The organism is Pseudomonas bharatica (assembly GCF_048586865.1).
Lineage (GTDB): Bacteria > Pseudomonadota > Gammaproteobacteria > Pseudomonadales > Pseudomonadaceae > Aquipseudomonas > Aquipseudomonas bharatica.
On sequence record NZ_JBMAWR010000028.1, the window covers coordinates 1 to 18,288 of the forward strand.

The 18,288-nt window shown below is 62.5% G+C and carries 16 protein-coding genes; 11 read left to right on the forward strand and 5 right to left on the reverse strand.

Annotation, left to right across the window (positions count from 1 at the left end; all coding sequences use genetic code 11):
* Positions 1-98 precede the first annotated feature (98 nt).
* Entirely contained in the window at positions 99-2,024 is a 1,926-nt protein-coding gene (locus ACKLLE_RS23615) for a transglycosylase SLT domain-containing protein (protein WP_064303194.1), read from the reverse strand.
* Between the two features lie 205 nt (positions 2,025-2,229).
* On the opposite strand from ACKLLE_RS23615, the gene ACKLLE_RS23620 reads away from it, so the two are divergent.
* Positions 2,230-4,155 (forward strand): ATP-binding cassette domain-containing protein, encoded by a 1,926-nt coding sequence (locus ACKLLE_RS23620; RefSeq protein WP_064303193.1) that lies wholly within the window; start codon positions 2,230-2,232, stop codon positions 4,153-4,155.
* A 35-nt stretch (positions 4,156-4,190) separates the two neighbouring features.
* Here the strand turns inward: ACKLLE_RS23620 and ACKLLE_RS23625 are convergent, their stop codons facing one another.
* A complete protein-coding gene (locus ACKLLE_RS23625; protein ID WP_009404606.1) occupies positions 4,191-4,634 on the reverse strand; it encodes a universal stress protein in 444 nt (147 codons plus the stop codon).
* Positions 4,635-4,744: 110 nt separating this feature from the next.
* Between ACKLLE_RS23625 and ACKLLE_RS23630 the strand changes: the two genes are divergently transcribed.
* The 7 genes from ACKLLE_RS23630 to ACKLLE_RS23660 all read left to right on the forward strand — a co-directional run bounded on the left by ACKLLE_RS23630 (position 4,745) and on the right by ACKLLE_RS23660 (position 13,130).
* Positions 4,745-5,182, forward strand: a complete 438-nt coding sequence (locus ACKLLE_RS23630; protein ID WP_009404608.1) for a hypothetical protein — start codon at positions 4,745-4,747, stop codon at positions 5,180-5,182.
* 469 nt (positions 5,183-5,651) lie between these two features.
* Positions 5,652-7,799, forward strand: coding sequence for a fatty acid oxidation complex subunit alpha FadB (fadB, locus tag ACKLLE_RS23635; RefSeq protein ID WP_009404610.1), 2,148 nt, complete (start codon positions 5,652-5,654; stop codon positions 7,797-7,799).
* A gap of 31 nt (positions 7,800-7,830) precedes the next feature.
* A complete protein-coding gene (gene fadA, locus ACKLLE_RS23640) occupies positions 7,831-9,006 on the forward strand; it encodes an acetyl-CoA C-acyltransferase FadA (RefSeq protein ID WP_064303191.1) in 1,176 nt (391 codons plus the stop codon).
* 74 nt (positions 9,007-9,080) lie between these two features.
* On the forward strand, positions 9,081-9,332 hold the full coding sequence (locus tag ACKLLE_RS23645; protein WP_009404614.1) for a DUF1653 domain-containing protein: 252 nt from the start codon (positions 9,081-9,083) through the stop codon (positions 9,330-9,332).
* Positions 9,333-9,432: 100 nt separating this feature from the next.
* A complete protein-coding gene (topA, locus tag ACKLLE_RS23650; protein WP_420059224.1) occupies positions 9,433-12,042 on the forward strand; it encodes a type I DNA topoisomerase in 2,610 nt (869 codons plus the stop codon).
* 278 nt (positions 12,043-12,320) lie between these two features.
* Positions 12,321-12,842: a DUF6586 family protein gene (locus tag ACKLLE_RS23655; RefSeq protein ID WP_420059225.1), complete on the forward strand. Its 522-nt coding sequence runs from the start codon at positions 12,321-12,323 to the stop codon at positions 12,840-12,842.
* A 51-nt stretch (positions 12,843-12,893) separates the two neighbouring features.
* A complete protein-coding gene (locus ACKLLE_RS23660; protein ID WP_009404620.1) occupies positions 12,894-13,130 on the forward strand; it encodes a hypothetical protein in 237 nt (78 codons plus the stop codon).
* Positions 13,131-13,183: 53 nt separating this feature from the next.
* Here the strand turns inward: ACKLLE_RS23660 and sulA are convergent, their stop codons facing one another.
* Positions 13,184-13,657: an SOS-induced cell division inhibitor SulA gene (sulA, locus tag ACKLLE_RS23665; RefSeq protein ID WP_064303188.1), complete on the reverse strand. Its 474-nt coding sequence runs from the start codon at positions 13,655-13,657 to the stop codon at positions 13,184-13,186.
* A 12-nt stretch (positions 13,658-13,669) separates the two neighbouring features.
* The gene (gene lexA / locus ACKLLE_RS23670) at positions 13,670-14,284 is read right to left on the reverse strand and encodes a transcriptional repressor LexA (protein WP_064303187.1); all 615 of its coding nucleotides are present in this window, start codon (positions 14,282-14,284) and stop codon (positions 13,670-13,672) included.
* Between the two features lie 183 nt (positions 14,285-14,467).
* Here lexA and ACKLLE_RS23675 point away from each other — a divergent pair, with 183 nt between their 5' ends.
* Genes ACKLLE_RS23675 through nagZ form a run of 3 tightly spaced genes read left to right on the forward strand, consistent with a single transcriptional unit; the run spans position 14,468 to position 16,771 of the window.
* Complete coding sequence (locus ACKLLE_RS23675) at positions 14,468-15,181, forward strand: TetR/AcrR family transcriptional regulator (RefSeq protein ID WP_420059226.1); 714 nt, start codon at positions 14,468-14,470, stop codon at positions 15,179-15,181.
* A 44-nt stretch (positions 15,182-15,225) separates the two neighbouring features.
* Positions 15,226-15,750: a L,D-transpeptidase family protein gene (locus tag ACKLLE_RS23680; protein WP_420059227.1), complete on the forward strand. Its 525-nt coding sequence runs from the start codon at positions 15,226-15,228 to the stop codon at positions 15,748-15,750.
* Positions 15,751-15,772: 22 nt separating this feature from the next.
* On the forward strand, positions 15,773-16,771 hold the full coding sequence (gene nagZ, locus ACKLLE_RS23685; RefSeq protein WP_420059264.1) for a beta-N-acetylhexosaminidase: 999 nt from the start codon (positions 15,773-15,775) through the stop codon (positions 16,769-16,771).
* A 38-nt stretch (positions 16,772-16,809) separates the two neighbouring features.
* Here the strand turns inward: nagZ and ACKLLE_RS23690 are convergent, their stop codons facing one another.
* On the reverse strand, positions 16,810-18,279 hold the full coding sequence (locus ACKLLE_RS23690; RefSeq protein WP_420059228.1) for a hypothetical protein: 1,470 nt from the start codon (positions 18,277-18,279) through the stop codon (positions 16,810-16,812).
* Positions 18,280-18,288: the final 9 nt, after the last annotated feature.

Genomic DNA, 18,288 nt, shown 5'->3' on the forward strand with positions numbered 1-18,288 from the left:
ACCCGCCGCCCGGGCCCCCCCCCCCCCCCACCCGACCCCCCCCCCCCCCCCCCCCCCCCCCCCCCCCCCCCCCCCCCACAGGGGCTGCGCTGGCCTACTCACTGATCATCGAAATACCGCTCATGCCAATCCACCAACGGCTGTGGTGAGTTGAGCTTCTGCCCGTAGATCACCGCATAAGACAGCACGTTCTGTACGTACTGGCGGGTTTCATCGAAGGGAATCGATTCGACCCATACGTCGAAACTCAGGTGATCCGCGCCGCGCAGCCATTGCCGTACCCGGCCAGGCCCGGCGTTGTACGCCGCCGAAGCCAGCACCCGGTTGCCGTTGAACTGCCCGTGGACCTGGCTCAGGTAGGCCGCGCCCAGCTGGATATTCTTGTCCGGATCCAGCACCTGGCTGGGCGAAGCCAGCGGAATGCTGAACTTGCGCGCGGTCTCCTTGGCCGTCGCCGGCATCAATTGCATCAGCCCGCTGGCGCCGACGCTGGAGCGGGCGTCATCCATGAAGGCACTTTCCTGGCGGGTAATCGCGAATACCCAGCTCGAATGCAGGCCGCGAACCTTGGCCTCGCGTACCAGGGTGTCGCGGTGGGCCATCGGGAAGCGGATATCCAGGTCATCCCAGTATTGCGCCTGGCTGATGGTGCGGATGGCCGGGAAGTACCAGCGCAGGTCGTAGGCGATACGCGCCTGGGCGACCATCTCGTCGCGATTGAAGTGGCGGCTGACGTGGTACCACTCGCGGCGGCCGTTGACGATCTCGCCGCGTGCGTGGAACTCAAGGGCGCGCCGGATGCCCGGGGTGTTGCGCACCTTGTTCATCAATTGCTGGCTGATCACCAGCGGTTTGTTGTTCAGCTGATAGGGCGTTTGCGCACGGTCGGCAGCGAGGAACCCATAGAAATCACGTTCACGCGCAACGGTCTTGTACAGCAGCGGAATCTGCGGATTCTGCGGCTGCGCCAGTTCCAGGCTGCGCGCCTGCCAATAGCGCCAGCGGTTGCTGCTGGCAAGGTCCTGGGGCAGGCGCTTGCTCAGTTCATAGGCCTCTTCCCAGCGACCCAGGCGCAGCAGCAGGCGCATGCGCCATTCGCTGACGGTGTTGTCGCGCAGTTGCGGGTCGTAGCGGGTCATCAGGTCCAGCGCCCGCGGGTCGTAGCGACGGGCCAGGGTCAGGCCGATCTCGCGGGCGATGGCAACTTTCTCTTCTGCCGAGAAGTGCATGCGGTTGGCGTAGTCGTCGAGCAGCGCCATGGCCCGGTCCGGATCCTGGCGGGCCAGGCGACGCAGGCCGAGGCTGACCACGTCGGACATGGCTTCGTTGGCCGGGGTGAAGCGCGACGGCTGGTTGAGCAGTTCCGGCTTCTGTGCGACATCGATCAGCAGTCGACCTTCGTTGCCAAGGGTCGGCAGGGTTTTCACCAGGTTGTTGGCCAGCGCGTAGTTGCGAGCCTGTGCGGCCAGCTTGGTGCGCAGCCAGCGTTTCTGTTCGGTGAGCTGGCCTTCCGCAGCCCAGCGTTCGAACAGCGCGTCGCAGGCGGCCGGCTGCGACTTGCCCACGGCCCAGAGTTTGTCGGCGGTGGCATAGCCTTCGGCGCGCAGGCCGTGGGCCAGTTGGTACTGGCCATTGAGGCAGTCCAGTTCGGTGAAATTCAGTTTCGGGTCGTAGTACTTGACGAAGGGCTGCCAGTCGCCGCGCTCGGCCAGCCAGCGCAGCCAGCGCAATTTCATCCAGTTGGCCTGGGGCAGGTCGCCGTTTTTCGCCAGGAACGCTTCGATCTCGGCGTTGCTTGCGGTTTTCAGGCGGGCCGTCAGCTCGTCATAGGCGAGGTAGGGTTCCAGCGGATAGTCCTGCAACGCAGCGGCGTAGCGCTGGTACGGGCCTTTGTCGCCCTTGGCCAGGGCGCGCTTGGCTTCGTCGTACATCTGGCGTTGTTGGGCAAGATCGGCGGCTTGCGCGATGCCGGCCACCGAGGCGGAAAGAAGCAGGCAGGAAACGAGGTTGAGCAGGCGGCGCATGAGACTTCCAGGCAGTTGACCAAAACGAGTGGCGGCGTCGCCAGCACTGTGGGTTCACAGGCCTTAGCTTAGCTGTTTGCCAGCCGTCGATGAAAGCATTGTGCTTGCATCCGGACGTAATGGCGCGCCGCCCGGCGGATACCGGTGCAGGCTGTGTCGGACGGTCAAGTCGGGTAGAATGCGCGCCCGCTTTATGGAGAAGAACATGACCCTGCTCAAATTCAGCGATGTGTCCCTCGCTTTTGGCACCATGCCCTTGCTGGACAAGGTGTCCTGGCAGATCGCCCGTGGTGAGCGGGTCTGCATCATCGGCCGCAACGGCACCGGCAAGTCGAGCATGCTGCGTCTGGTCAAGGACGAGCAGAAGCCCGACGACGGTGAAATCTGGCGCGCCCCCGGCCTGAAGATCGGCGAATTGCCCCAGGAATTGCCGGTGGCCGACGACCGCACCGTGTTCGACGTGGTCGCCGAGGGCCTGCAAGGTGTCGGCGCACTGCTTGCCGAATACCATCATCTGAGCCAGAACATCCACAGCGATGCCGACCTGGAAAAGCTCATGCATGTCCAGCAGGACCTCGAGGCCCGTGATGGCTGGCGCCTGCAACAGCTGGTGGACAGCACCCTGAGCCGCCTGCAGTTGCCGGCCGACAAGACCCTTGCCGAGCTCTCCGGTGGCTGGCGCCGTCGTGTGCTGCTGGCCCAGGCCCTGGTCTCGGAGCCGGACCTGCTGCTGCTCGACGAACCGACCAACCACCTGGATATCGGTGCCATCGCCTGGCTGGAAGACGCCTTGAGCAGCTTCCCCGGCGCCGTGCTGTTCATCACCCACGACCGTTCCTTCCTGCAGAACCTGGCCACCCGTATCCTCGAACTGGACCGCGGCGGCCTGATCGACTGGAACGGCGACTACGCCAGCTTCCTGGTGCACAAGGAAGCGGCGCTGGCCGCCGAGGAAACCGCCAACGCGCTGTTCGACAAGCGCCTGGCCCAGGAGGAAGTGTGGATTCGCCAGGGCATCAAGGCCCGGCGTACCCGTAACGAAGGCCGTGTGCGCGCACTGAAGGCCCTGCGCGTGGAGCGCAGCGAGCGTCGCGAGCGCCAGGGCAAGGCGAACATTCAGATCGAATCTGCGGAAAAGTCCGGCAAGCAGGTGATGGTGCTGGAGAACGTCAGCTTCGCCCACCCGGGTGGCCCGACCCTGGTCAAGGATTTCTCCATGGTCCTGCAGCGCGAGGACCGTATCGGCCTGCTCGGCGCCAACGGTACCGGCAAGACCACCCTGCTCAAGCTGATGCTGGGCGATCTGCAGCCGACCAGCGGCAAGGTCGAGGCGGGCACCCGTATCGAGGTCGCGTACTTCGACCAGCTGCGCAACCAGCTGGAACTGGAAAAGACCGTGATCGACAACCTGGCCGAAGGCCGGGACTTCATCGAGATCGATGGCCAGAGCCGCCATGTGCTCAGCTACCTGGGCGACTTCCTGTTCAGCCCGCAGCGTGCGCGCACCCCGGTCAAGGCATTGTCCGGAGGCGAGCGCGCGCGGTTGCTGCTGGCCAAGCTGTTCAGCAAGCCGGCCAACCTGCTGGTCCTCGACGAACCGACCAACGACCTCGACGTGGAAACCCTCGAACTGCTGGAAGAAGTGCTGTCCGGCTACAAGGGCACTGTGCTGATGGTCAGCCATGACCGGGCCTTCCTCGACAACGTGGTGACCAGCACGCTGGTCTTCGAAGGCGAGGGGCGGGTGCGTGAGTACGTCGGTGGTTACCAGGACTGGATCCGTCAGGGCGGCTCGCCACGTCTGCTGGGGGTGAGCGAAAGCAAGTCGGGCAAATCCGAGCTGAACAGCGCAGTGGTTGCGGCGCCGGTGGCCGAGGCTGCGCCGGTCGCTGCCGCTGCGGCGCCGGAAGCGAAGAAGAAACTCAGCTACAAGCTGCAACGCGAGCTGGAGGCCCTGCCCGGGCAGATCGACGAACTGGAAGAGAAGATCGCTGCGGTGCAGCAGGAAATCTCCGACCCGGGCTTCTACCAGAAGCCGATCGACCACACCGCCAAGGTGCTGGCCAGCCTGGAGAGCATGCAGGCGGAGCTGGATGTGTTGGTGGAGCGTTGGGCAGAGCTGGATAGCTAATAAAGGAATGGGGCCGCAAAGCGGCCCCAAACCTGTCAGTCGGCTTTCTTCTGCAAGCGAACCGCCAGTACATCGCACGGCGCACCATGCAGCACGTCGTTGGCAGTCGAGCCGAGCAGCAAGGCCAGGCCGTGGCGGCCATGGCTGCCGACCACGATCAGGTCGCAACGCTGGTCCTTGGCCAGTTGGTGGATTTCCTGGCGGGGTTGGCCATAGGTCAGGTGCGAGTCGCCGCGATTGATCTCCGGATACTTGTTGAACAGGCGATCCATGCGCTCCTTGGCCTGGTCGAACTGCTGCTGTTGCAGTTGCGACAGGTCCATCGGCACGTCGCCGCCAAAGGCCATGGCCATCGGCTCGACGATATGCACCAGCGACACCTTGGCATTGCTCGGGCCGGCCAGCTCGCGGGCGCGCTTGATGACCGGATCGCATTCTTCGGTCAGGTCGACGGCAACCAGAATGTGTTCGTAGGGCATGAGAGGTACTCCTGACAATCGTAATAAAGAAAGTATGGCCCGTTTCAGGCTGATCGCATCCAGCTGCGGCTAACCCGCTCATCGGTAACGTGTTGATAGGAATAACAGATATGACGGTCTGGGTAGTTGTGTCAATCCTCGCGCTGATTCTCAGCCCCCTGGCCTGGCTGCTGCCGTCCCGGCGCATGAGCGGGCGCATGGCGTTGCGCCTGGAGGCGCGGCGCATGGGCATGAACATGCAACTGGCGCCACAGACCTGGCCGCACTGGCTGCCGCACGAGCCGCCGGCGACCTGCGCGCAATACCACCGGGCGCGGCGCAAGGGCAGTGCGGATACCTGGAGCTACTGGCAGACCGAGCCGGGTGTCTGGCTTGACCAGTGGCGTGAGCCCTGCGTTGACGAGCGCGTGCTGGAGCAGCTCAAGCGCTTGCCGGCCAGTGTCTACAAAGCCGAGGCTGGCACGCAGATGATCGCCCTGTGCTGGGGCGAGCGCGAGGACGCTGCTGTATTGCAGGATGTTGCTCAGGTGCTGCAAAACCTGGCATGAAAAAAGCCCGCCCGGGCATCCGGGCGGGCTGCGTTACGCTGCTGAAAAAAAGGCCAGGCAGGCCGGGAGGTATTTCAGTAGTTCGCAGTGTAGTGGGCAATTCATCTTCGCGCGCGGCAAATTCCCTTCTTTTTTCTCCTCTACTCCTGTTTACCCCGCTGGATCGATTTCCGGCCACGGGCGTCTATCGCTTACGTGAATGATCGCCGATCACCGTCATGCGCTGTTGCTCAAAAGCCGTACAGAACTGACTGCAAGGTCGCTTTTTGCCAGTGCTTTTGGGGGTTTGACAAAGATCATCTTTTCGTTGAATGTGTGCACACCCCAATCAAACGGGCGTATGAATTGAGCGTTTGTATTGTAAGAAAGCTCGTACAGAATCCCGACTATCACGCTGCCGGTCAGGTCTGAAACAGAACAAAAGCGGTCAGCGTGTACAGTTCAGCTTCCATATCGTGGAGATCAGTTGATGATTTACGAAGGTAAAGCCATCACGGTTAAGGCTCTTGAAAGCGGCATCGTCGAACTGAAGTTCGACCTCAAGGGTGAGTCCGTCAACAAATTCAACCGTCTTACCCTGAACGAACTGCGTCAGGCGGTGGATACCATCAAGGCCGACGCTTCGATCAAGGGCGTGATTGTCAGCAGTGGCAAGGACGTGTTCATCGTCGGTGCCGACATCACCGAATTCGTCGACAACTTCAAGCTGCCCGAGGCCGAGCTGATCGCCGGCAACCTGGAAGCCAACCGCATCTTCAGCGACTTCGAAGACCTCGAGGTGCCGACCGTCGTCGCCATCAACGGCATCGCCCTGGGTGGCGGTCTGGAGATGTGCCTGGCGGCCGACTTCCGCGTGATGTCCACCACTGCCAAGATCGGCCTGCCTGAAGTCAAGCTGGGTATCTACCCGGGCTTCGGCGGTACCGTGCGCCTGCCGCGCCTGATCGGCGCCGACAACGCGGTCGAGTGGATCGCCTCCGGCAAGGAAAACCGCGCCGAAGACGCCCTGAAAGTGGGCGCGGTCGATGCCGTGGTCGCTCCTGAGAAACTCGGCGAAGCGGCCCTGGACCTGATCAAACGTGCCATCAGCGGCGAGTTCGATCACAAGGCCAAGCGCCAGCCGAAGCTGGAAAAGCTCAAGCTCAACGCCATCGAACAGATGATGGCCTTCGAAACCGCCAAGGGCTTCGTCGCTGGCCAGGCCGGCCCGAACTACCCGGCGCCGGTCGAAGCGATCAAGACCATCCAGAAGGCCGCCAACTTCGGTCGCGACAAGGCCATCGAAGTGGAAGCCGCCGGCTTTGCCAAGTTGGCCAAGACCTCGGTAGCCGAAAGCCTGATCGGTCTGTTCCTCAATGACCAGGAACTCAAGCGCAAGGCCAAGGCCCATGACGAGATCGCCCACGACGTGAAGCAGGCAGCCGTGCTCGGCGCCGGCATCATGGGCGGCGGCATCGCCTACCAGTCCGCGGTCAAGGGCACGCCGATCCTGATGAAGGACATCCGCGAGGAAGCTATCCAGCTCGGCCTGAACGAAGCGTCCAAGCTGCTCGGCAAGCGTGTCGAGAAAGGCCGCCTGACGCCTGCCAAAATGGCCGAGGCCCTGAACGCGATTCGTCCGACCCTGTCCTACGGCGACTTCGCCAATGTCGACATCGTCGTCGAAGCCGTGGTCGAGAACCCCAAGGTCAAGCAAGCGGTGCTGGCCGAGGTTGAAGCCCAGGTCAAGGACGATGCGATCCTTGCCTCGAACACCTCGACCATCTCCATCAACCTGCTGGCCAAGGCACTCAAGCGCCCGGAAAACTTCGTTGGCATGCACTTCTTCAACCCGGTGCACATGATGCCGCTGGTGGAAGTGATCCGTGGCGAGAAGTCCAGCGAAGTGGCGGTGGCTACCACCGTTGCCTACGCCAAGAAGATGGGCAAGAACCCGATCGTGGTCAACGACTGCCCGGGCTTCCTGGTCAACCGCGTGCTGTTCCCGTACTTCGGCGGCTTCGCCAAGCTGGTCAGCGCCGGCGTCGACTTCGTACGCATCGACAAGGTCATGGAAAAGTTCGGCTGGCCGATGGGCCCGGCGTACCTGATGGACGTGGTCGGCATCGACACCGGTCACCATGGTCGCGACGTGATGGCTGAAGGCTTCCCGGACCGCATGAAGGACGATCGTCGCTCTGCCGTCGACGCTCTGTACGAGGCCAACCGCCTCGGCCAGAAGAACGGCAAGGGCTTCTACGCCTACGAAACCGACAAGCGCGGCAAGCCGAAGAAGGTCGCCGATGCTTCGGTGCTGGAAGTGCTCAAGCCGGTGGTCTACGAGCAGCGCGAGGTCAGCGACGAGGACATCATCAACTGGATGATGGTCCCGCTTTGCCTGGAAACCGTGCGCTGCCTTGAAGACGGCATCGTCGAGACCGCAGCCGAGGCCGACATGGGCCTGGTCTACGGCATCGGTTTCCCTCCCTTCCGCGGCGGCGCGCTGCGCTACATCGACTCCATCGGTGTAGCCGAGTTCGTGGCCCTGGCAGACAAGTACGCCGATCTGGGCCCGCTGTACCACCCCACCGCGAAGCTGCGTGAAATGGCCAAGAACGGCCAGCGCTTCTTCGGTTAAGCGCCCAACGGTATAGAGCGAGAGTAAATATATGAGCCTGAATCCAAGAGACGTGGTGATTGTCGACTTCGGTCGCACGCCGATGGGCCGCTCCAAGGGTGGCATGCACCGCAATACCCGTGCCGAAGACATGTCCGCGCACCTGATCAGCAAGGTGCTGGAACGCAACGCCAAGATCGACCCGGCCGAAGTCGAGGACGTGATCTGGGGCTGCGTCAACCAGACCCTGGAACAGGGCTGGAACATCGCGCGCATGGCGTCGCTGATGACCCAGATCCCGCACACCGCCGCCGGCCAGACCGTCAGCCGCCTGTGCGGCTCGTCGATGAGCGCCCTGCATACCGCCGCCCAGGCGATCATGACCGGCAACGGTGATGTCTTCGTGGTCGGTGGTGTCGAGCACATGGGCCACGTCAGCATGATGCACGGGGTCGACCCGAACCCGCACATGTCCCTGTACGCCGCCAAGGCCTCGGGCATGATGGGCCTGACTGCCGAGATGCTCGGCAAGATGCACGGCATCAGCCGTGAGCAACAAGACCTGTTCGGCCTGCGCTCGCACCAGCTCGCCCACAAGGCGACCGTGGAAGGCAAGTTCAAGGACGAGATCATCCCGATGCAGGGCTACGACGAGAACGGCTTCCTCAAGGTCTTCGACTACGATGAAACCATTCGCCCGGACACCACCCTGGAAAGCCTCGCGGCGCTGAAGCCTGCCTTCAACCCGAAAGGCGGCACCGTGACTGCCGGTACCTCCTCGCAGATCACCGACGGCGCTTCGTGCATGATCGTCATGTCGGCCCAGCGCGCCCAGGACCTGGGCATCCAGCCGCTGGCGGTGATCCGCTCCATGGCGGTGGCTGGCGTGGACCCGGCGATCATGGGCTACGGCCCGGTCCCTGCGACCCAGAAAGCGCTCAAGCGCGCAGGCCTGAGCATTGCCGACATCGACTTCATCGAGCTCAACGAAGCCTTCGCCGCCCAGGCCCTGCCGGTGCTGAAGGATCTGAAAGTGCTCGACAAGATGGATGAGAAGGTTAACCTGCACGGCGGCGCGATCGCCCTGGGTCACCCGTTCGGCTGCTCGGGCGCGCGTATTTCCGGTACGCTGCTCAACGTCATGAAGCAGAATGGCGGTACCCTCGGCGTTTCGACCATGTGCGTCGGCCTCGGCCAGGGCATCACCACGGTCTTCGAGCGCGTCTGATCGCGTGGTTGACCAAACCGGGGCCTGGTGCCCCGGTTTTTGTTTTTTCGGATTTTTTCAGGAGGGCCAGCGGCATGCAGATACAACCAGGCGTATACCGGCATTACAAAGGGCCTGAGTACCGTGTCTTCGGCACTGCGCGGCATTCCGAAAGCGAGGAATGGGTAGTCTTCTACCAGGCGTTGTACGGCGAATTCGGCCTGTGGGTACGGCCGTTGTCGATGTTTCTCGAATCGGTGGAAGTTGACGGGGAGCAAGTCCCACGCTTTGCTTTGGTCGAGGCCGAAGCGACGCTGTTTTCGCGACCGGATGGCGCAGGCGGCTGAACTCCCGTGCTTGACCTCATTCTATAGCCACTATATATAGCGGTGCCGCGTCAGGTGCCTGGCGTGTTTTTTATTTCGATATTCAGGAATTTTCCGATCCATGGGCAAATCGCTGGTCATTGTGGAATCCCCGGCTAAGGCCAAGACCATCAACAAGTACCTGGGCAACCAGTACGTGGTGAAGTCGAGTATCGGCCATATCCGCGACCTGCCCACCAGCGGTTCGGCCAGTGCCACCAAGGAACCGGCCGCCAAGCGCGGCAAGGCTGCCGGTGAAGCGCCGGCGCTGTCGCCCAAGGAAAAGGCGCGCAAGCAGCTGGTTGCGCGCATGGGCGTGGATCCGGATCACGGCTGGAAGGCCAAGTACGAGATTCTCCCGGGCAAGGAGAAGGTCATCGACGAACTGCGTCGGTTGGCCAAGGATGCCGACACCATCTATCTCGCAACCGACTTGGACCGCGAAGGGGAGGCCATCGCCTGGCACCTGCGCGAAGCCATCGGTGGTGACGACAGCCGCTACAAGCGCGTGGTGTTCAACGAAATCACCAAGAAGGCCATCCAGGAAGCCTTCTCGCAACCGGGCGACCTCGATATCGACCGGGTCAATGCCCAGCAGGCGCGGCGCTTCCTCGACCGCGTGGTCGGCTACATGGTCTCGCCACTGCTCTGGGCCAAGATCGCCCGTGGCCTGTCCGCTGGCCGGGTGCAATCGGTGGCGGTGAAGCTGGTGGTCGAGCGTGAGCGCGAGATCCGCGCCTTCATTCCCGAGGAGTACTGGGAGGTCCACGCCGACCTCGGTACCGCGAAGAACGCCAAGGTGCGCTTCGAGGTTGCTCGTGAGAAGGGCGAGGTGTTCAAGCCGCTGAACGAAGCCCAGGCCATGGCGGCGCTGGACAAGCTCAAGGCCTCTTCCTACAGCGTGGCCAAGCGTGAAGACCGGCCGACCAGCTCCAAGCCTTCGGCACCGTTCATTACCTCGACCTTGCAGCAGGCGGCGAGCAACCGTCTCGGCTTCGGGGTGAAGAAGACCATGATGATGGCGCAGCGGCTGTATGAAGCCGGCTACATCACCTATATGCGTACCGACTCGACGAACCTGTCGACCGACGCCGTGGAAATGGCGCGCAGCTATATCGAGAGCGAGTTCGGCAAGAAATACCTGCCCGATGCGCCGATCGTCTATGGCAGCAAGGAAGGCGCCCAGGAGGCGCACGAAGCGATTCGTCCTTCCGACGTCAACACCCATCCGAGCAAGCTCAGTGGTATGGAGCGTGATGCCGAGCGCCTGTACGAGCTGATCTGGCGCCAGTTCCTCGCCTGCCAGATGCCACCTGCACAATACCTGTCGACCACCGTCAGCGTCGCTGCTGGTGATTTCGAGCTGCGAGCCAAAGGGCGCATCCTCAAGTTCGACGGTTATACCCGCGTGCTGCCACAACAGAGCAAGCCGGGCGAAGACGATGTCCTGCCGGAAATGAACCAGGGCGAAGTGCTCAAGCTGATCCAGCTGGATCCGAGCCAGCATTTCACCAAGCCGCCGGCGCGCTACTCCGAGGCCAGCCTGGTCAAGGAAATGGAAAAACGTGGTATCGGTCGTCCATCGACCTATGCCGCGATCATTTCCACCATCCAGGACCGCGGCTACGTGACGCTGCACAACCGCCGCTTCTATTCCGAAAAGATGGGCGACATCGTTACCGAGCGCCTGTCCGAGAGCTTCTCCAATCTGATGGACTACGGCTTCACCGCCGACATGGAGGAGAACCTCGACGACGTTGCCCAGGGCGAACGCGACTGGAAGAACGTGCTGGACGAGTTCTACGGGGACTTCAGCAAGAAGTTGCAGGCCGCGGAGTCCAGCGAGAACGGCATGCGTGCCAACCAGCCGACCCCCACCGACATTCCGTGCAAGGAATGCGGCCGGCACATGATGATCCGTACCGCCTCCACCGGCGTGTTCCTTGGCTGCTCGGGCTATAGCTTGCCGCCGAAGGAGCGCTGCAAGGCCACGGTCAACTTGGTGCCGGGCGACGAGATCGCTGCGGACGACGAGGGTGAATCGGAGTCTCGTGTGCTGCGCGGCAAGCATCGTTGCCCGATCTGTTCGACGGCGATGGACGCTTACCTGCTGGACGAAAAGCACAAGCTGCATATCTGCGGCAACAATCCGGACTGCCCTGGCTACGAGATCGAGGAGGGCAGCTACCGGATCAAGGGCTACGAAGGCCCGAGCCTGGAATGCGACAAATGCGGTAGCGAGATGCAGCTCAAGACCGGCCGATTCGGCAAGTTCTTCGGTTGCACCAATCCCGAGTGCAAGAACACCCGCAAGTTGCTCAAGAACGGCGAGGCGGCACCACCGAAGATGGACAAGGTGGATATGCCGGAGCTCAAGTGCGAGAAGGTCAACGACACCTATGTGTTGCGCGACGGCGCCTCGGGCCTGTTCCTGGCGGCCAGCCAGTTCCCGAAGAACCGCGAGACCCGGGCGCCACTGGTGCTGGAGATCATCCCGCACAAGCATGAGATCGATCCGAAGTACCACTTCCTCTGCGACGCACCGCAGAAGGATCCTGAGGGTCGCCCGGCGGTGATTCGCTACAGCCGCAAGACCAAGGAGCAGTACGTGCAGACCGAAGTGGACGGCAAGCCGACCGGCTGGCGCGCGTTCTACGACGGCAAGGCGTGGAAGGTCGAAGACAAGCGCTAAGCGCTTCGGCGGGTAATGTGGAGGCCGCGGCTGACGATGTCAGGCGCGGCCTTTTTGTTTGAATATCCCGGGCACCATGCGGATCCTGTGGGAGCGGGTTCACCCGCGATTGCAATTGTGGATTCACTACCGCAATCGCGGTGAACCCGCTCCCACAGGGTCCGCGTTGTATCAGATCCCAATCTCAAATACGAAAAAGCTTACAGATCCTTGCACAGGACAAGGCCTTCCCCGAAACTGACAGACCCCGCCTCGCAGCCCTACCGGAGAGCGCCTCAATGGCCCAGGAACTCTACACCCGCACCAATCAGAAAATCTTCTTCGCCGGCCTGGCCCTGGAAGGCTTGGGCAAGGCGCAGGAAAGCCGGGCCATGAATGCCCAGGCGCTGGTCCAGGCCGAGCGGGAGTCGGCGCTGTTCCACCTGTACGGTGCATTGCTGGGGCTGTGCCATGAGATCGCCGGGTTTTATCGCCTGCCAGAGGCCAATGCGTCCCGCGCCGAGCAACTGTTGATCCCGCAGGTTCTGGAAAGCATCGCAATCCCGGAAATGGCCGAACTGGTAGAACTGGCCCAACAGCCGGAAACCTGGCTGGCGCGTTTGTTGAAAGCTTATTCCGATTTGTTCAAACCGCCGGTCGCCAATAAAGCGCCGAAAGGCGACGTCACCCAGCCGCTGATTCAGGCCGTCAACCTTGACGAGCCTTTTGTCGCGCCGCTTTCCCGGGAGGAACTGGAGGAATGGCGGCAAAACCTGAAGAAGCTGACCGTGCGTTTCCGCGAGGGTTTGAGTGAGTGCTGATTGTGACCGGCACTGTTACAATATCGCCCTTTCCTGGAGACCTCTGCTGATATGCCCACGTCCTTTCTAGAAATTGTCGAATTGCCAGACGGTCGCATCGAGCTGCGCCGTGCCGAGGACGAGGGTTCCCTGGTTACCCTGAGTTTTTCCGAAGACGCCAAGGCGTTCCTGCAGGGCCAGCATGTCGAGGTGGCGAAGGCCATGCTCAGCGTTGGCGTGCAGATGGCGGGGCGTTTGGTGGAAGGTGAGATCGAGCGTGAAGACGAAGGACCGCGCGTCCTTCATTGAGACTGGCCGGGCTTCCTCGCAATGAGGAAGCCGGATGTTCGGCGTCGTAGCGGTTAACCCAGGCGAATGTTCAGGCTCTGCGCGCTTCCGGCGTTGGCGGCACGGGTTAGTTGTTGCCGTGCTGCGCTGCCAAGTGGGGTCAGCCAGCTCACCACGGTGTGGCTGCGGCCCAGGCGCAGGGCGTCGCAGGCCAGTTGCAGGGCGCTTTGGTTGCCACGCGGTTGCAGGATCAGGATGCGCTCGCGGTTCAGCCCGGCATCACGCAGCCAGGCCTGGGTGAGGCTGGCAGGTGGTGCGATCAGTGTCAGCCAGCGTGCATCTTCTTCCTCGCTCAATTCCCGCAGGACCGGTGCCAGCAGGTTCTGGCAGTGCTCCAGCGCACCACGGAAAGACAACTCGCTGAAGACCTGCGGTTCATTGCTGGAACGCGCAGGCTTTTCCGCTTTGAGTCCAGGCAGCGCAGGCTGGGCCAGGAATGCCTCGAACAGGGGTAACTGTGCTTGCTGTGGTGTGTGGGTAAACTGCATGACGCCTCCTGGTTACCGGCGAATGACGCCGACGCTCAACCCCTCGATCACCAGGTCCTGTTCCTTCAGGTTGACCTCGATGGGGGCGAATTCGGGATTTTCCGCGATCAGCCAAACCTTGCTGCCTTCACGTTTGAAGCGCTTGACCGTGACTTCGTCACCCAGCCGGGCTACGACGATCTGCCCATTGCGTGCTTCGCGGGCGGTGTGCACGGCGAGAAGGTCGCCGTCGAAGATGCCGACGTCCTTCATGCTCATGCCATGCACGCGCAACAGATAATCGGCGCGAGGATGGAAGAACGAAGGGTTGATGGCGCAGGACTCCTCGATGTGCTGCTCCGCGAGGATGGGGGCGCCGGCGGCGACCCGGCCGATGATCGGCAGCGAGGTCTCGTCCTGTGGCGGGCGGGCTTCGAAGCCTGGAATGCGGATGCCACGGGATGCGCCCGGCGTCATCTCGATTGCACCCTTGCGTGCCAGTGCCTTGAGATGCTCTTCGGCGGCATTGGGAGACTTGAAGCCCAGCTCCTGGGCGATTTCGGCGCGGGTAGGCGGGAAGCCGTTGTCTTCCAGGCAGCGCTTGATAAAAGCCAGAATCTCAGCTTGGCGTGGCGTCAGTTTTAGCATGTCGATGGCTCTGTCTTTTTATACAGTGACTGGGATTATATACAGTAGATTGGCTGCTGCAAGCTTCAGGCTACAGGCGGTAAGAAAAAGCGGGGCGGCTGTGCTCTAATAGCGCCCTCTGACTTGACAGTCACGTAGATGAAACGTATGTTTCAAACAACTGTTTGTCAGGTAGATCATTTCATGGCCCAATCGGAAACCGTCGAACGCATTCTTGATGCTGCAGAGCAGCTGTTCGCGGAAAAAGGCTTCGCCGAAACCTCGCTGCGCCTGATCACCAGCAAGGCCGGGGTCAACCTGGCGGCGGTCAATTATCACTTCGGCTCGAAGAAAGCCTTGATCCAGGCGGTTTTCTCGCGTTTCCTGGGGCCGTTCTGCCAAAGCCTCGAACGCGAACTGGACCGGCGCCAGGCGCGCCCCGAGCACAGGCCAAGCCTCGAAGAGCTCCTTGAAATGCTCGTGGAACAGGCACTGGTGGTACAGCCGCGCAGCGGCAACGACCTGTCCATCTTCATGCGCTTGCTGGGCCTGGCCTTCAGCGAGAGCCAGGGGCACCTTCGGCGGTATCTGGAGGACATGTACGGCAAGGTCTTCCGCCGCTACATGCTGCTGGTCAACGAGGCAGCCCCGCGCATTCCCCCGATCGAGCTGTTCTGGCGCGTGCATTTCATGCTCGGTGCCGCAGCGTTCAGCATGTCCGGGATCAAGGCGTTGCGGGCGATCGCCGAAACCGATTTCGGTGTCAACACGTCCATCGAACAGGTGATGCGCCTGATGGTGCCGTTCCTCGCCGCCGGCATGCGTGCCGACAGCGGGGTCACCGACGAGGCCATGGCCGCAGCGCAACTGCGCCCGCGCAGCAAGTCGACCGGTGCGCCGGCTCCGGCCAAGGCCTGATTGCGACTGGGCGTGACGCCTGGCTTCGGCTAAGCTAGCGCCCCATGTCTACTCTCGATCTGCTGCATATTTCCCTCGCCGACCAGGCCCTGTACGGCTTCGCCCAGGGGCGCCTGGTCGTGCGCCTGCCGGTGTCCACGGCGCTCAACGGCCCGGGTGAACGCAACGGTTCGGGCTGTACGCCGCGTGGCCTGCACCAGGTGCGGGCGAAGATCGGTGCCGGCCTGCCACAAGGTGCGGTGCTGCGTGGCCGACGCTGGACCGGTGAAACCTGGAGCCCCGCGCTGCACGAGCAGTTTCCCGGCCGCGACTGGATCCTGACCCGCATTCTCTGGCTCAGCGGCTGCGAACCCGGCCGCAATCGCCTGGGGCCGGTCGATACTTTCCGCCGCTACATCTATCTGCACGGCACGCCGGACACCGAGCCCATGGGCGTGCCGTTGTCCCATGGCTGCATTCGCCTGCGCAATGTCGACCTGTTGAAGCTGTTCGACCAGGTTCCGGCGCACTGCCCGGTACGAATCGAAGAAGCCGCCTGCCCGCAGTGGGCAGGCGCGCCCCTTAACTGAAGGATCATTCATGACTGCCAGCCTGCAAGGCTCCCTGATGGTGGATATCGCCGGTACCTGGCTGACCGCCGAAGACCGCCATCTCCTGCGCCAGCCCGAAGTGGCCGGCCTGATCATCTTTGCCCGCAACATCGACAGCCCGCGCCAGGTGCGCGAGCTGACCGCGTCGATCCGCGCCGTCCGCCCGGACCTGATCCTCGCCGTGGACCAGGAAGGCGGCCGTGTCCAGCGCCTGCGCCAGGGCTTCGTGCGTTTGCCGGCGATGCGCGCCATCGCCGACAACGACAACGCCGAGTACCTCGCCGAGCAGTGCGGCTGGCTGATGGCGACCGAAGTGCTGGCGGTGGGCCTGGACCTGAGTTTCGCTCCGGTGCTGGACCTCGATCACCAGCGCAGCGCTGTGGTCGGCAGTCGCGCGTTCGAGGGCGATCCGCAACGCGCCACGGCCTTGGCCGGCGCCTTTATCCGCGGTATGAACGCGGCGGGCATGGCGGCTTGTGGCAAGCACTTCCCCGGTCACGGCTGGGCCGAGGCCGACTCCCATGTGGCCATTCCTACCGACGAGCGCAGCCTGGAGCAGATCCGTGCTGCCGACCTGGTGCCGTTCACCCGGCTCAGCGGCCAGTTGGCAGCTGTAATGCCGGCCCATGTCATCTACCCGCAGATCGACAACCAGCCCGCTGGTTTCTCCCGCCGGTGGCTGCAGGAAATCCTGCGTGGCGAGCTGGGCTTCGATGGTGTGATCTTCAGCGATGACCTGTCCATGGCCGGTGCCCACGTGGTGGGTGATGCGGCGAGCCGGATCGAGGCGGCGCTGAGCGCCGGCTGTGATATGGGGCTGGTGTGCAACGATCGCGCTGCGGCGGAGTTGGCCTTGAGTGCGGCGCAGCGGATGCAGGTCAAGCCTTCTGCGCGCATTGCGCGGATGCGCGGGCAGGGTTTTGCGCGTACCGACTACCGGCAGCAGCCGCGCTGGCTGGAGGCGCTGGGGGCGCTGAAGCAAGCGCAGCTGGTCGACTGACGACGTTGCGGTTTTTTGGTCCGCTGTTGCAAGACCTGCTAGTCGGCAGGGTGGGTAAACCAATGGTATCCGGGGTCGTCGGGATTGGCTGGCGCGCCTGGTACGGCGGTAAGGCTGTTGTCGCTGAACCTGACCATGTACATGATCAGGTTGTATCCCGAAGTCCTCAGGGCCCTTCCCTCGGCAAGCCAGCGTTCATTGGCGCAAGTCGATTCTGAAAGGCTGACGCTTTGGTAACCCGTGCCTACCCCCATACGAAGGCAAAGTGATGGTTTGGCCGCGAGCCTGAACTGGATTTTCTCGTCGTAGTAGCTCTTGTACCAGCGCTGATTGGGGTTGAACCTGTCGCATAACCAGAGCCCGACTTCAGAGCCTTCCCCGGGGTTGCCACCCAGTACGTCCACGCATTGGGTGGGTGCGCTGAGGCTGCTCAACAGCATAGGCCTGGTCATATCGTTGCCCTCACCACTGCTTTTGCCTGGCGCGTTCTCTCGCCAGACCCGGGCCATGTCGGCAGTTGCCGGATCGCCGAGGGGGACACCGTCCGGGGCGCGCTTGGCTGGATTGGAGTACGAAAGGAACCAACTGCCCTTGCGGCACAGCAATGAGCTGTACTCTCCCGTGAAGTAACCGAAGTGGTATCCATTTCCCTCCGGGCAATGTATGCCGCCGATGTTATGGCCTATCTCATGGGCGAAGGTGCTGGTGGTGGCTACATGGGTCATGCTGAGTCGGCCATTCCGGTAGGCTATTCCATTGATGCCATTCCAGGTTCCGACGAAGCTGGCTATCAGGTCCGCTTTGGCATGGTTGGGAAAGAGACTTTCCAGCATGGCCAGGCTGGGTGAGCTTATCTCGTAATCGATCGGGGTCGTGGAAACACCGGCAAGGACCGCCTTGATATGGAGCAATCCAGTGTTTCTGAGCGCCATGTTCAAGGTCTCGATCTGTGCCTGTGCAAAAGCGGTCGGGTCACCGACCCGCTCTGCGGAGGCATGCGAGAATCCTGCAAGTATCGTCAGGACGACGGGCTGTTCGGCGTCCGCAGGGGTAGCGGGGGATTTATCCGTTCGCCGGGTCTGTTCCGCCGTCGGCTGCGGCTCCATGACGTAGTCATCCTCCCTGTCCGATTTCGGCTCTTCCTGGAACGTCTGGGAGCCATCGGCCTTACCCACGACCAGGCCGCTTCGTGCCGCGGTGTTGACCAGTGCTGTAAAGGCGCCATCGTCGCGATTGACCAGTACGATAAACCCATCGGGCTTGCCCTGCGTATCGACCAGCATGGCGCTGTTCACGCGATAGCCGGCGGCGCTGGGCTGCGCTTCCAGATGCGGTGCCTTGATATTGGCCAGAAGGGGCGAGGTGCTGGTGTCCGCATGGTTTTCCAGCAAGGCGGGCACATCCAGGAAGTGCCCCTTGACCTCCTCGGGCGTTGCAGCGAACGCTGCGTGCGCCATAACCACCATCATCGCCGCGAACGCGCAGCGGCCCAGGTTGGATATGCCCATGTTGGACTC